Raw genomic sequence first — 14,027 nt, forward strand, 5'->3', positions numbered from 1 at the left:
GTTCAGATATTGCTACAGATAAATGCGGCGAGTAATATATGCAGTCGATATGCGGTGTAGCGCCTGCTAGGTCACCGACATCGCCCGCTTTCAATCCGGCTGCGGTGAAGAGGTTGTTTCCCCCGCGGAAATCGCGCAGGGCAACAAGAGTGGTTTGCCGAGCTCGGGGGCACCCTGCTTGCTCAATAAAACAGCGACCGCTGCCGCCGCTATGTCCTGAATTGGCTGCTTGACGGTGGTCAGGCGTGGGATTGTCATGCTTGCAAGCGGAATACCGTCAAAGCCGACGATGGAAAGGGCAGCCGGGATTGGAATTCCCAAATCATGAGCTGCCCTCATGCAGCCGATCGCCTGTTGGTCGGAACTTGCGAATATCGCGGTTGGGCGCTCGTGGCGCGCGCGCGCTAGAAGATAGTTTCCGGCAGACCGGCCGCTTTCATAGTCGAAGGCGGCTTCGGCGATCAGTGGCGCCGCATTCTGCTTGCCCTCGCTGATCAGCTCCATCGCATCGATATAGCCCTTGAGACGATCATTCGCAGGAACTGAGTCTTTTGGACCGGAAATGAAGCCGATACGGCGATGGCCCAGCTTCACAAGATGCTCGACACCGAGGCGCACGCCGCTTCGATGATCGGCGGCAATGCCGGAATATCCCGGAAGGAGGCGATCGACGATGACGATCGGCAACCCCTTCGGCGGCTTGAGCGTATGGAAATCATTGCTGGGAACAAGGATGATGCCATCCACCTTTCGGCTCGTCAGCTGGCCGATCCGATCCGCCTCCTTGGCTGCTTGATCAAAGGAGGTCATGACGATGATGTTATAGCCATGCCTTGCCGCCGCCTGCTCTGCGGATTGCACAAGTTCCGAAAAGAAGGGGTTGGTAAGATCGGGAATGACGATGCCGATGAGCCGGCTGACCTTGCCGCGCATGCTTCTGGCAGATGGGTCTGGCATATAGCCGAGCTGCTCGATAATGCCTCTGACCCGCACTCTCAATTCGCCGGTCACGGAGGGATGATCATTCAAAACCCGCGAAACGGTCCCGGTGGAAACTCCTGCCAGCTTGGCAACGTCACGAATTCCGACCTTTGGCATATGGATACCAATATCCCTTCATCTCACCTTCCGGCGCGCCCTGATCCGGGCTCTCAGCTAATGGTCTCTGCAATCTTAGTCAAAGGCTTCATGTCAAGCTGATCTTCCATTGCTTCCACATAAACGCTCCGCACAATGGAAACGGTTCATCATACCTCTCTTCCAGCATTGGTAAAGTTGAAATTTTAGCCAGGTTTCAGCCGGAGTTTATAGCGCCTTGACAATTCTTAGCGGCATGCTACCCAATATACGTGGAAACGGTTCATTGTCGCAGACAACTCAGTTGGAGCTGAGCTCAGGACCGTTCGGGAGGAAAGAAATGTCCAATTCTACAAAGCGTGAATCCGTCTTGATCAACGCACCCCGGCGCGCGGCGCTGAAGCTCGGACTTGCGGGCACTCTGGTGCTTGCGCTGTCCTGCGGCGTGTCGCCTGCCTTTGCGGCCGGCAAGCCCAAGGTCGGGCTGATCATGAAATCTCTGTCCAACGAGTTCTTCAAGCAGATGAAGGCCGGCGCGGACAAGTATGCGGCTGAAAACAAGGACAAGTTCGACTTCAAGGCCGTCGGCATGAAGGACGAACGTGACTTTGCCTCGCAGGTCGACGCCGTCGAGAATTTCGTGACGCAGAAATACGACATCATCGTCGTCGCACCGGCCGATTCCAAAGCCATGGCAACGCCGCTTGCCAAGGCAGTGAAGGCCGGCGTGAAAGTCATCAATATCGATGTGCCGCTTGACGCCGACGCCAAGAAGGCAGCCGGTATCGATCTCGCCTTCTTCGGCCCTGACAACGCTGCCGGCGCCAAGCTTGCCGGTGATGCGCTGGCCAAGGATCTTGAACCCGGCGCAAAGGTCGTGATCCTGGAAGGCAATCCCGAGGCCGACAACGCCAAGGAGCGCAAGGCTGGCTTCATGGATTCCATCAAGAACGGCAAGCTCGAGCTTCTCGACAGTAAGACCGCACATTGGGAAACCGAAGAAGCCAATACCGTCATGACGAATTTCCTGACGAAATATAAGGATATTCAAGGCGTCATGGCTGCAAACGATTCCATGGCCCTCGGTGTCGTCAAGGCGCTCGATGCATCCGGCCAGGCAGGCAAGATCAAGGTTGTCGGCTTCGACAACATCCCGTCGGTCAAGCCGTTGATCAAAGACGGCAAGATGCTTGCCACCGTCGAGCAGTATGGCGCGGAAATGGCGGCCATGGGCATCAAGTACGGCCTTCGCGAATATGCCGGCGAAAAATTCACCGGCTGGGTGAAGACCGACGTGACGCTCGTCACCGCCAAGGACCTCAAATAGCCGATAAACCCGCCTTGCGGGCAGGGATGCGTCGGCATTCGCCGGCGCATCCGCTTTTCGATCGATCTTCTGACCGGCCGTTTAGCGTGAGGCGTTAGCCCCAGTGGAAGGCGCCGCGAGGAAGATCGTTATCTCCAATTCGAAATGGAAACGCTGAGGAGGTGGACGTGCCTGAGACAGTAGATGATGCCATCCTGAAGCTGGAAGGAATAGGCAAGCGCTTCCCGGGCGTCGTGGCGCTGAAGGATGTCTCAATAGAGATCGGTCGCGGCAAGGGCCACATTCTTCTTGGTGAAAACGGTGCCGGCAAATCGACCTTGATCAATCTGCTTGGCGGCGTCTTCAAGCCGGACGATGGCCGCATCCTGTTTGACGGCAAAGCCTATCATCCGTCCTCTCCGCTCGAGGCGTTCAAGGCGGGCATCCGGGTCATTCACCAGGAGCTGCATCCGCTTTCCAATCTTACCGTCGCCGAAAACCTGCTCTTTGAACACCTGCCGCGCCGATATGGCCTGGTGAACTATAAGCAGATGAACGCCAGGGCGGCGGAACTGCTGGCGGAAGTCGGCCTCAACGTGGCGCCGACGACGCTTGCCAGCAGCTTGAGCGTCGCTCAGCTTCAGCTTCTCGAGATCGCCAAGGCGCTCTCCAACGAAAGCAAGCTTCTGGTTCTCGATGAACCGACGGCAACCCTGACCTCCAAGGAAGTTGATCGGCTTTTTGAGATTCTCAAGCGGCTGAAGGCGCGGGGCGTTACCACGCTCTATATATCGCATAGGCTCGAAGAGATCTTCGAGGTGGGCGATGACGTCACCATCCTGCGCGACGGGCAGCATGTGATCACGCGGCCGCTCGAAGGGCTCGGAATTCCGAAAATCGTCGAACTCATGGTCGGGCGCGAACTTGCGCAGCACGACGCCTTCCGCGGCGACAGCACCATCTCCGGCGAGGCGCTTGGCGTCTCTGGCCTTAAAGTGACGAGCCATAGCCCCGAACTGTCATTTTCCGTCGCCAAGGGAGAAATCGTCGGCATTGCCGGGCTTGTCGGCAGCGGCCGCACCGAGGCGGTCCGGGCCATATTCGGCGCCGACGCCAAGGCTGCAGGCGAAATCCGCATAGATGGCGAACCGGTCGAGATTGCCTCGCCCAAGCACGCCGTAACCGCCGGACTGTGCCTGGCGACCGAGGATCGCAAGATACAAGGGCTCATGCTCGACATGAGCTGTGCGCAAAACACCACCATCACCAATCTCGCCAAAGTCTCCCGCAAGGGGCTGATCATCCGCAAAGTCGAAGACGAGTCCTCGCAGCGCCTTGTGCGTGAATTGCGGATAAAGACACCGTCCATCCATCAGGCCGTCAGGACATTCTCCGGCGGCAACCAGCAAAAAGTTGTCATCGCCAAATGGCTGTTTCGCGGCCCCAAGGTGCTGATCTTCGACGAGCCGACGCGCGGCATCGATGTCGGTGCCAAGGCGGAAATCTACGAGCTTCTTGGGAAATTTGCCGCCGAGGGAAAAGGCGTTCTCGTCGTGTCTTCGGATCTGCCGGAACTCATGAGCATTTGCCATCGCATCATCGTCTTCTCGGACGGCAAGATAGCCGGGGAAATCCCCCGAGCCCAATTTGACGAGAGCAGGATCCTCTCGCTCGCTTACAAGGAGTACAGTCGTGTCCGGAAACATTGAAAAGGCGACCGAGGCAAAAGAAGCCAACGTCTGGGACAAGCTCATCCGGATCTCGATGAAAGAGGCCGGTGTCGCCATCGCCCTCGTCCTGATTTTGATCTTCTTCTCGCTGACGGCGCCCTATTTCGCGACGCCGGAGAACTTCCTGAAGATCTTCGTGCAGATCGCCATCAATACGGTGCTTGCCGCCGGCATGACCTTCGTCATCCTCACGGGCGGCATCGATCTTTCCGTCGGATCGCTGCTGGCGCTTTGTACGGTCATCGGCGCGACGATCATGATCGATCCAAGATTTTCTCCCTGGCAGGCGATCGCTCTCGCATCGCTCGCCTCCATGGGTGCCGGCGCGATCCTGGGTGCCATCAACGGATGGATCTGCGAGAAGTGGAAACTTCCATCCTTCATCGTCACCCTCGGCATGCTCAACGTCGCAAGCGGCCTTGCCCGCGTCGTCAGTGACAACTCCACCATCACCGGCCTGCCGCAGCCCTTCGTCGATTTCGGTAATCTGATTTTCTGGGGCGTCCTTCCATCGATCTTCCTGATCGCGATCGTCGTCGTCCTCATCGGCTGGTTCGTGCTGCGCTACACGGTGTTCGGGCGTTTCGTCTTCGCAATCGGGACGAATGAGGAGGCCGTCCGCCTGTCAGGCCACGAGCCGAAGAAATACAAGATCGCGGTCTTCACCATTTCCGGGCTGACCGCCGGCATTGCCGCCATGGTCTACCTGCTGCGCCTCAATGTCGGCAGTCCGGTTGCGGGCATCGGCTATGAATTGAACGCGATCGCGGCCGTCATCATCGGCGGCACCAGCCTCTCAGGCGGCAAGGGCTCGATCATCGGAACGCTTGTCGGAGCCTGCATTCTGCAGGTGCTGTCCACGGGTCTGCAGCTCTTGGGCGCCGACGACAATATCAAGCCGATCGTCATCGGTGCCGTCATCGTGCTCGCCGTCATTCTCGACAGCTATCGCGGCCGGTTGATGCGCATATTGGAGAGCCGCTGACAAGGCGGCTCTCCGGAGCAAAGGCTATGGCCCGACAAAATCGAGCTTTGCCGTCAGGTCCGCTGCAATTTCCAGGTCCGGATTTCAAACGGCATGATGTCGGCAGGGCCGGTGCGTTCGATCGGCTCCTCCAGAATGTTCAGCGGCCCCGAAGCCTGCCATCCTGACGGCAGGGTCAGCGACAAGCGGCCGCGCCGGCCGGCTGGTTCATAAAGTCGCAGGATAAGTCCCTCCCCCTCCTCGGCCGGCTTCAGGCCGGAGAAGGCGACAGGTATGCCTTCGATAGCGAGCGGCGACAAGGTGCAGGTCGCAAGACCGCTTGCCTCCATGCTGACCAGCGGCTGGTTGAGATCGATCGCCTCAGCTAGAACGCCGCCTTCATACCAGGCGCCTTCATGCGGCATCAGCGCATAGGTAAAGCTCTGCTCGCCTTCGTCGGCCAGCGGATCGGGATAGATCGGCGAGCGCACGAGGCTCATGCCGATGACATTGCCGCGAGCGCTGTGGCCGTATTTGGCATTGTTGAGCAGGGCGACGCCGAAGCCGGGTTCGCTCAGATCGACGAAGCGATGTGCAGCCGCCTCGAACATTGCCTGCTCCCAGGAGGTGTTGGTATGCGTTTGCCGCTCGACGATGCCGAAGGCGCATTCGAAAGTCGCGGTGCGCGACCGCACGGCAACCGGGTTCAGCGTCCGAAGCAGGGTGCGCCGGTCGTGCCAATCGATCGTCGTCTCGATATCCAGCCTGCGGGCATTGGCCGTCAGAACATAAAGCTGGGTCACGGTCGAGTTGCGGTACCGATTGATGACACGGATCGCGGCGCGATGCGGTCCCTCCTCGACCAGAGTGATGCTCTCCGGCCGATCGAGCCGGATGCCTTTCTCGGTATAGTCGGCGTCGACGTCCCAGGCATCCCAGTTGCGCGGCTTGTCGACTGGATAGACCCAGAGCTGGTTGGCACTTCCTTCAATCGCTTCTCGTCCCGTCGCCTTGTGAATAAGGCTCGATACGGCGCCATCCTTGCCGATGATCACGGACAGATGCTGGTTTTCGAGATGATGGGGATCGGCTTTGAGCCCCGCGGCAGGCTTCAGCGCTTTGCGATCGAAGACCGCGACGGAAAGAGGTGCGATGGGATCGGCAGATGCAAGGACCGTTCCGTCCGATAAGGTTGCGGTCAGCGGGCGCGGCGAAAGGGATGGGTTGACGACAACAAGTGCATCGGTCACCCCACCCGCCGGAAGATGAGCCGACAACGTCTTCAGGGCCTTGGCCTGCTCCGCCTTGGCATTGTCGATCACGCCGTCAAGCTCGCGCTCGGCATCGGCATAGACCTCGCGAATGCTCGATCCAGGCAGGATATCGTGAAACTCGTTCTTCAGAACGACGCGCCAATCAGCCTCCAGGCTCAGAGGTTTGGCAGCGCCCAGCATACGGGCAAGCGAGGCCAGCGTCTCCGCCGTGATCAGGGCGCGTTCGGCCTGGCGATGCTTGCGCTTGACCCCGCTTTGCGATGTCAGCGTCGCGCGATGCAGCTCGAGGTAGATTTCCCCGTCCCAGACCGGAAGCTCCTTTTCTGCCGCGGTACGGTGCGCCTTTTCATAAAAACCCTTCACCGTGCCCCAGCGTGCCTTCGGGATCGCCGGGAAGTCGCGGAGCTGTACCTCGCGCTCGACCATTTCCGGCGTGACGCCGCCGCCGCCATCGCCATAGCCGACGGCCAGCAGCGAGGTGTCATGCTGCGTCTTGCCGCGGAAATTCTTCCAGGTCGGCACGAAGCAATCCGGCTGCACGAAGCCGTTGTAACCTTGCATGGGGTTATCGAACGTATGGGTCAACACCTTGCTGCCATCGAGCCCCTTCCACCAGAACAGGTCGGACGGAATGTGATTGGTTTCGCTCCAGTTCACCTTGATCGTGAAGAAGCTGTCGATGCCTCCAAGCCGCAGGATCTGCGGCAAGGCACCTGAAAAGCCGAAGCAGTCGGGCAGCCAGCAGACGCTGTGACGCAGGCCAAAATGCTTTTCGAAATAACGCTGGCCATAAAGCACCTGGCGTACGAGGCTCTCGCCTGTGGGCATGTTGGTATCAGGCTCGACCCACATGCCGCCAACGGTTTCCCATTTTCCTTCGGCAACCTTCTTCTTGATCCGCTCGAGCAGTTCCGGATCATCCTCTTCCATCTGCGCATAGTATTGGGCGGTCGATTGGTTGAAGCGGAAGTCGTCGGAGCGTTCCATCAGCGAAAGCGCGGTGTTGAAGGTGCGACGCATCTTGCGGCGCGTTTCGTCATAGGGCCAAAGCCATGCCAGGTCGATATGGGCATGACCGGTCAGCAGCAGTTCGCCATTCTGTGGGAAGCGCTTTTGAAGCGCCTTCAGTTGCGCAAGCAATTCATCATAGGCAGCAGCTGCCGAAGCACTCTGCGCTTCGCTGAGACCGGCCGGATTGTCCTGAAGTTCCGGCAGTTCCCAGATCTTCTGCTGCATTGCCGCGCCCGAGGTGCGCGAGATATAGGCTGATGTCTCGGAGGGCCAATCGAGGCTGCGCAGCGCCCGTTCGGCGGCATCGATCAGATGCGGCACGACTTCGTGGCCGTCAAGAACATCGGCAGCCTCGCCGATCTGTTGCAACAGGAGATGCAGCCGGTGGACCGGTTCATCCAACCAGATCAATCGCGCCTTGTTGACTTTCGGCGCCCTGTTCGGCTCCCCGAACGGAAAACGCGCGACGCTCTCGGTGGCGATCTGGAAATCGCGACCCTTGATCGGAAATTCCTGGTGATAGGGGTCGAGGCCGAAGGTCTCAGCTTCGCCATCAGGATAACGCAGCGTCAGCAGGCTCTCGCCGCCAAGGTCGAGCTGCAGGCGGATCTGCTCGAGCGGCCAGTCCTGCGGCGCCGTTGCCTTGGCAGCGAAGCGAACCGTCCCATTGCGATGCGGCCAATCCTGATGATGCGCAATTGGCTCTCCATTGAAGGTCCAGCCATCGATCGCGAGGCTTTGTCTGTCACGCCAATGCGCAAGCTCTGCAGTGCGGACTTTCAGGCGATCAAGGCGTTGAGCAATAGTAAGAGACATGGCGGATCCTATCGGAAAATCGGCAACTGACGGCGGAGGAGAGAATAGATCAGCGCAAATGGGTCGCCAGCCCCGCATCCCATCTCCTCCCAGCGGATCGCGCAGCCGGAATTTAGATTAAGTAACTTTGTTTTGGCGTCAAGGCGCACAGAAATAAGTTGCGAGAGTTTTGTCCGTGATACACAAGCATCAAGATACGCAAGGAAATCGAACATGCGATATCTTCGATCCGGGCCACGGCGCTATCAGCCGCAGGAGACGGACGTTACGCGGGGTAAGACACTCGGTCTGCGGTCTGGAGAAATCGCCGATAGAAATATTCGCGTCATTCTGGAGGCGATCCGCCGCCACGGCCCTTTGACCCGCATGGAGCTTGGAAAACATTCGGGACTGACCGGACCGGGAATCACCAACATTCTGCGCCGGCTTGGCGATGAAGGGCTGGTGACATCGCATAGGCGCAAAGGTGCCGGTGGCGGCGCGACATCAACGGAATTTGCCCTGCGGCCCGAGGGGGCCTTCTCGATCGGCATCCGTGCTCGTCAAAATCGCGGCGAGGCGGTGCTTGTCGATCTCAGCGGCCAGGTTCACGACCGCGTTTATTTTCCTCTTACGCAGAGAAGCAGGGTCACATCGATCCAATCGGCGATCGAGGGCATGATTGGCCGTCACGCCGACCTGCCGATCATCGGTCTGGGTATCGGCTCGAACGACTGGAGCGCGGAAGAGCGCGAGCAGCTGGATGCCACATCGAAACTGCCGCGCAGCTATGTCGAGAACGAATGCACGGCAAGCCTGCTCGCCGAGCGTACGATCGGCACGCCGCCCCTGAAAGGTGGTCTCGCGATGATCATCATCGACGAGGATGTGCAGGCCGGCTTCCTCGTTCGCGGTGTTCCCTATTCGGGCGTTCACGGACGTGCGGGCAATATCGGCGATATGCGAACTGGTCCCGACAATGTTCCCTTGAACACGGTCGTCGGATTTGGCGCACTGCGCAAATTTCTCAGCGGCGACGAATTCAGCCGCCTGATAGACGGACAGGAGCCGCCATCACCATTGCTCGCGGAATGGATCCGCGAGGCGGCAAGCCACCTGCTTGATCCGATCATCGCTATGGCCGGCTTCATAGCGCCGAGCGTCATCATGATCGGCGGCGACCTGCCGCGAGGCGTCATCGACGCGCTGATCCATCAGCTGTCTGTCGAGCGCCGTGATACGTCGAAGCGCCCCTTCCTCACGCCTTGGATTTCGCCTATGAAGCCGGCAAGTTTCAGCGGTGGTGGCGTGGCGCTGGGGGCGGCACTTCTGCCTTTTCTGAATACCCTGCTGCCGCCGGTCTCAGGCTGAGGCTCACTGCGGATTCAGGCAAGTGCCTCGTCTTTATGGCTAGTATCCGAGGCGAGCGCCTTATCCAGCACCTTCTGAATGTTGGCCGCGCGGCGGAACGAAGGCTCCTGTGTCCTGCCCATTCTGACCGCCTGGACAAACCGCTGATAATTGGTTTCCACTTCGTCGAACGGGATATCGCGCCACGTTGCCGTATGAACGTCTTCGCCGAGACAAGCGCGAAGCGTCGATTTTCCAGTGTCATAGATGATTTCGATCGAGCCCGTCTCGCCGTAAATCCTGAGGCGCAGTTGGTCCATCTGCCCGGCGGCGGTGCGCGTCGCCTGGATGGTGCCGATCGCTCCCGTCGTGAATTCGACATTCATCGTGAAGCTGTCATTCGCATCGAGATCGTATTCGCCGATCTTGTGGCCAGGCGCCTTGTCGAAAGTCTTCAGCCGCGCGAAAACATGAGCGATATCGAGACCGGAACCATAGGAAGCGAAGTCCACGATATGGATACCGATATCGCCAAGCGCACCGTTCGAGCCATGCTTCTTGCTGAGACGCCACAGCCATTTGCTCTCGGATTTCCAGTCGCCCCAATGCTTCCCCACCAGCCAGCTTTGCAAATGCGAAGCTTCGACATGCCTCACCTTGCCGATTTCGCCGGCGAGCACCATCTGCCGCCCCTTCTGCAGGGCAGGCGAATTGCGGTAGGTGAAATTCACCATGCCGACCTTACCGGCTTTCTCGACAGCCTCGGTCATTTCCATCGCCTTGGTTGCGTCTGTCGCAAGCGGCTTTTCGCAGAAGACATGCTTGCCGGCCGCAATCGCCTGCAGCGTCGTCGGGTGGTGAACAGCGTCAGGCGTCACATTGGCCACGGCATCAAACTCGCCCCAGGCCAAGGCCTCTTCCAGCGAGGCAAAACGATTGGGAATACCGTGTTCCGAGCAAAAGGCGGCCAGCCGCTCGGGCACGACATCGACGCCGCCCACAACGCTGACGCCTTCGATCTCTTTGAAACTTGCCGCGTGCTTGTTGGCCATTCCGCCGGTGCCGAGAATGAGTAGACGCATCTGATCCTCCATGGATGGTTTGGCTGTTTCGACAGCCGGAGCAAACCTCACTGCCCATTGCGGCTGCCCGCAACGGCTCGATTATTCTGCGATGGGGAGCCGCGGGTTGAGGCCGCTAGCTACTGTTGAATGTCGCCAGCATCTCAATCCTCCCGAGCTGCGACTTGACATCAAACCAAAGTAACTTAATCTAATTAATGCAGCATGGAAATGAGGAGAGGTCAACTGACCGCCAGGCTGTATCCGTTCAAATGGGGAGGAGACCCATCATGAAGAGCGCATTCGTCAGCGCCTTGGCGCTGAGCACGATGTTGTTTTCATTGCCTGCCGCATTAGCCCAGGAACTGGCGACGAAGGACAGGATCGGCCTTGCCGATGCGCCGAAAACCCTTACTGTCCGGCTCACGAACGACAGTCCCAACAATGCCGATCCGGCGATTGCCCAGGGCTACCAAAAGCTCTTCGTCGATTTCATCAAGAAGCATCCCGACTGGAAGCTGCAGATGCAGTTCATGTCGGCGGATATCGGTACCGAACAGGCAAAAATGCTCGAACAGGCGAAGGCCGGCAACGCTCCCGACTGCGCCGCCGTCGACTCCTTCGTCCTCTCACAGTTCATGGTCAATCATGTGCTCGCCGACTTCACCCCCTATTTCTCCAAGGATGAGGTTGCCGATCTCTTTCCCTTCATCCGCAACGGCATTACTGACAAGGATCAGACCATCCGCGCCTGGTGGTGGGATACCGATCTTCGCGTTCTCTACCGCAACAAGTCCATCGTCCCCGATGCACCACAGACCTGGGACGACCTGAAGAAGGCCGGCATCGCCTCCGTCAAGGAAGGCATGGAGGGCATTCTGTTCAACGCCGGCCGCTATGAGGGTTCGACCTTCGACTGGCTCGCCAATTACTGGGCGCTCGGCGGCAAGCTCGTCGACGATAGCGGCAAACCTGTTTTCGGCGAGGGCGAAAACAAGGAGAAGTTCCTCAAGGCGCTGACCTATTACAAGGATCTCGTCGATTCCGGCGCCGCACCCAAGCGCGTGACCACGATCGGCAACTATGATGATCTGAACGCGGCCGCGGCGGCAGGAACGACGGCGCTCTTCATCGGCGGCAACTGGCAGCTTGCCCAATTGAAGGCAACACTGGATGCGGACGAGTTCGCCAACTGGACTTTCTCGCCCATCCCAGGCCCGACTGCCGATCAGCGCTCGACCGGTACCGGCGGCTGGACGATTGCCTCGTTCAGCAAGGATAAGGACAAGGTCGAGATGTGCGCCAACCTTGCCCGCGACATCTACATGGGGCCGGGCAATGCGCTTCAGCAGCAATTGCCGACCCGCAAATCGCTCTTCGACAAATATGAGGTCTTCGCGACCGAAGCCAACAAGACCTTTGCCGAAGCTCTCGCCAACGGCCAGGCCCGCCCAGGCGCCCCGATCTATCCGGAAATTTCAAATCAGATCCAGATCATGATGGGCGACGTCCTGTCGGGTACCAAACAGCCGGAAGAGGCCCTTAACGCGGCTTTCAAGGCGACTATGAAGGCTTACAAGCGTCTCTAACGATTGCGATCACGGCAGCGCCCTTAGGGGCGCCCCCGGCAGTATCAAACCCGGACAGAGAAGCCCAATGACCCCTATCGCCATCGAGGCTGCCAGCCGGCCCCACAGCAGATCGTTCATGCGCCGCTTTGCCGGCGCGCCTCTACCCTGGATCATGCCCGTGATCATTGTCATCGGCATCTTCTATCTCTATCCGGTGATCGACGTGTTCCGTCTGTCTTTCACCAATGCAACGCTGATCGGTGACAATCAGGATTATACGCTCGCTTCCATTGCGAACATGCTGAGTTCGCCGCAGCTTCCCGACATCCTCTGGGCAACCCTCGTCTTCGTCGGCGGCAGCGTCATCGGCCAGCAGATCCTCGGCCTTGCCGTCGCCGTCGTCGTCGTTCGCGGCGAAAAGCGCGGTCTGTTTGGCACGACAATCCTCAGAACCACGGCGCTCATCGCCTGGGTCGTGCCCGGCATTGCCGGCGGCATCATCTGGCAGATGCTGTTTTCGGAAGCGCCCTATGGCGCGCTCAACAGCATCTTGCGGCTCATGCATCTGCCGACGGTTGCATGGCTTTCCGATCCCGCCATCGCGCCTTGGTCGGCCCTGATCTCGAACATCTGGCGCGGAACGGCCTTCTCAATGGTTGTCATGTATGCCGCGCTCAAGGCGATCGACCCCTCGCTTTATGAGGCGGCGGAAGTCGAGGCGCGACGGGCTCGCAGCAGTTCTTCTTCATCACCATACCGCAGCTGCGCGCGGCCATCCTCGTCAACATGATCCTGATTACGATCATGACGCTCAACACCTTCGACGCGATCATCACGCTGACGGGCGGCGGCCCTGGCCGCGCCACCGAAGTCATATCGCTCTATGTCTTCAACATCGTCTTCCGCAACTACGATCTGTCCGGCGGCAGCGTGCTTTCCGTGCTGATGCTGATTATCAGCCTCGGACTGGCCGTCGTCTACGCATCATTCCTGCCGAAGGAGGATGAACGATGAGCAGGCGAACCGGCACGCGCTTCGGCGATTTCCTAAGCTATCTCTTCATGCTGGCGATGTTTATCTTTTTCGCCGGCCCCCTCACCTACCTGCTGTCGATGGCGCTACGCGACAAACGCGAAATCTATCGCGGCGTGGCGCGCTATATCCCGCACAACCCAACGATCGACAATTTCATCACCGTGCTCAACAACAGCTACTTCCCGCTCTATCTGTGGAACGGCCTGAAGCTTGCGGCTCTGAGCGGCTTCGGCGTTTTGATCGTCGCCATGCCCGCGGCCTACGCCTTCTCGCGCTTTCAGTTCCGCGGCAAGGGCCTTTCGATGATGGGGCTTCTGCTCTTTCAGATGATCTCGCCGCTGGTCATCATGGTGCCGCTCTACCGCTATATGAACCGTCTCGGCCTGCTCGATACGCATTTCGCCGTGACGATGGTCTATATCGCGCTTGGCGTGCCGCTTGCGACATGGCTCCTGAAGAGCACCATCGACGGAATTCCACGCAGCCTTGATGAAGCGGCGATGATCGACGGATGCAACCGCTTCTCCGTTTTCTGGCGGATCGTGCTGCCGCTGTCGGCACCGGGCATCGCCTCCGTCTTCATCATCACGGTCATTGCCGGCTGGTCGCAATTCCTCGTACCTTTTCTGCTGCTCACGCAAAACAATTTGATGCCGATCGGCGTCGGGATCTTTAACTTCCGTGGCATGCAAACCGACTCATCCATCCAGCTGCTGGCGGCCGCCTGCCTCATCTCCGTCGTACCGGCGATCGTGGCGTTCCTGTCGCTGCAGCGGCTGATCCTTGGCTCCATGACCAGTGGCTCGGTAAAGGGATGAGGCCGGTTTGCGCGCGCCAGACTGATAAAGGATCC

The 14,027-nt window shown here is 59.1% G+C and carries 9 protein-coding genes and 1 pseudogene; 7 read left to right on the forward strand and 3 right to left on the reverse strand.

Annotated features, from left to right (window positions below):
* Positions 1-90 precede the first annotated feature (90 nt).
* Positions 91-1,098: a LacI family DNA-binding transcriptional regulator gene (locus ACK83U_RS27715; RefSeq protein WP_112611148.1), complete on the reverse strand. Its 1,008-nt coding sequence runs from the start codon at positions 1,096-1,098 to the stop codon at positions 91-93.
* Positions 1,099-1,417: 319 nt separating this feature from the next.
* On the opposite strand from ACK83U_RS27715, the gene ACK83U_RS27720 reads away from it, so the two are divergent.
* The 3 genes from ACK83U_RS27720 to ACK83U_RS27730 all read left to right on the forward strand — a co-directional run bounded on the left by ACK83U_RS27720 (position 1,418) and on the right by ACK83U_RS27730 (position 5,098).
* Positions 1,418-2,404, forward strand: a complete 987-nt coding sequence (locus ACK83U_RS27720) for a sugar ABC transporter substrate-binding protein (protein WP_112611146.1) — start codon at positions 1,418-1,420, stop codon at positions 2,402-2,404.
* Between the two features lie 161 nt (positions 2,405-2,565).
* Entirely contained in the window at positions 2,566-4,092 is a 1,527-nt protein-coding gene (locus ACK83U_RS27725; protein ID WP_412474950.1) for a sugar ABC transporter ATP-binding protein, read from the forward strand.
* On the forward strand, positions 4,076-5,098 hold the full coding sequence (locus ACK83U_RS27730) for an ABC transporter permease (RefSeq protein WP_112611144.1): 1,023 nt from the start codon (positions 4,076-4,078) through the stop codon (positions 5,096-5,098). Before ACK83U_RS27725 ends, ACK83U_RS27730 begins: the two co-directional genes overlap by 17 nt.
* Before the next feature lie 53 nt (positions 5,099-5,151).
* On the opposite strand, the gene ACK83U_RS27735 is transcribed toward ACK83U_RS27730, so the two are convergent.
* Positions 5,152-8,178 carry an alpha-mannosidase gene (locus ACK83U_RS27735; RefSeq protein ID WP_112611142.1) on the reverse strand — a complete coding sequence of 1,009 codons (3,027 nt, stop codon included), beginning with the start codon at positions 8,176-8,178 and terminating at the stop codon, positions 5,152-5,154.
* A 213-nt stretch (positions 8,179-8,391) separates the two neighbouring features.
* Here ACK83U_RS27735 and ACK83U_RS27740 point away from each other — a divergent pair, with 213 nt between their 5' ends.
* The gene (locus ACK83U_RS27740; RefSeq protein WP_112611138.1) at positions 8,392-9,528 is read left to right on the forward strand and encodes an ROK family transcriptional regulator; all 1,137 of its coding nucleotides are present in this window, start codon (positions 8,392-8,394) and stop codon (positions 9,526-9,528) included.
* 14 nt (positions 9,529-9,542) lie between these two features.
* Here ACK83U_RS27740 and ACK83U_RS27745 read toward each other — a convergent pair whose 3' ends face one another.
* A complete protein-coding gene (locus ACK83U_RS27745) occupies positions 9,543-10,589 on the reverse strand; it encodes a Gfo/Idh/MocA family protein (protein ID WP_112400163.1) in 1,047 nt (348 codons plus the stop codon).
* Between the two features lie 269 nt (positions 10,590-10,858).
* On the opposite strand from ACK83U_RS27745, the gene ACK83U_RS27750 reads away from it, so the two are divergent.
* The 3 genes and pseudogenes from ACK83U_RS27750 (at position 10,859) to ACK83U_RS27760 (ending at position 13,992) form a co-directional block, all read left to right on the forward strand.
* Positions 10,859-12,157 carry an extracellular solute-binding protein gene (locus ACK83U_RS27750; RefSeq protein WP_112611136.1) on the forward strand — a complete coding sequence of 433 codons (1,299 nt, stop codon included), beginning with the start codon at positions 10,859-10,861 and terminating at the stop codon, positions 12,155-12,157.
* Between the two features lie 67 nt (positions 12,158-12,224).
* Positions 12,225-13,153, forward strand: a pseudogene (locus ACK83U_RS27755) (carbohydrate ABC transporter permease).
* Positions 13,150-13,992, forward strand: coding sequence for a carbohydrate ABC transporter permease (locus ACK83U_RS27760; RefSeq protein WP_112611132.1), 843 nt, complete (start codon positions 13,150-13,152; stop codon positions 13,990-13,992). The pseudogene ACK83U_RS27755 and the gene ACK83U_RS27760 overlap by 4 nt, the downstream one beginning before the upstream one ends.
* Positions 13,993-14,027: the final 35 nt, after the last annotated feature.

This window comes from Rhizobium sp. WW22, assembly GCF_047041135.1.
In the GTDB taxonomy this organism is placed as follows: Bacteria; Pseudomonadota; Alphaproteobacteria; order Rhizobiales; family Rhizobiaceae; genus Rhizobium.

Coding starts and splice junctions, on each gene's coding strand:
- ACK83U_RS27715 (WP_112611148.1), bottom strand. CDS start 1,098: ATGCCAAAGGTCGGAATTCGTGACGTTGCCAAGCTGGCAGGAGTTTCC.
- ACK83U_RS27720 (WP_112611146.1), top strand. CDS start 1,418: ATGTCCAATTCTACAAAGCGTGAATCCGTCTTGATCAACGCACCCCGG.
- ACK83U_RS27735 (WP_112611142.1), bottom strand. CDS start 8,178: ATGTCTCTTACTATTGCTCAACGCCTTGATCGCCTGAAAGTCCGCACT.
- ACK83U_RS27740 (WP_112611138.1), top strand. CDS start 8,392: ATGCGATATCTTCGATCCGGGCCACGGCGCTATCAGCCGCAGGAGACG.
- ACK83U_RS27745 (WP_112400163.1), bottom strand. CDS start 10,589: ATGCGTCTACTCATTCTCGGCACCGGCGGAATGGCCAACAAGCACGCG.
- ACK83U_RS27750 (WP_112611136.1), top strand. CDS start 10,859: ATGAAGAGCGCATTCGTCAGCGCCTTGGCGCTGAGCACGATGTTGTTT.
- ACK83U_RS27760 (WP_112611132.1), top strand. CDS start 13,150: ATGAGCAGGCGAACCGGCACGCGCTTCGGCGATTTCCTAAGCTATCTC.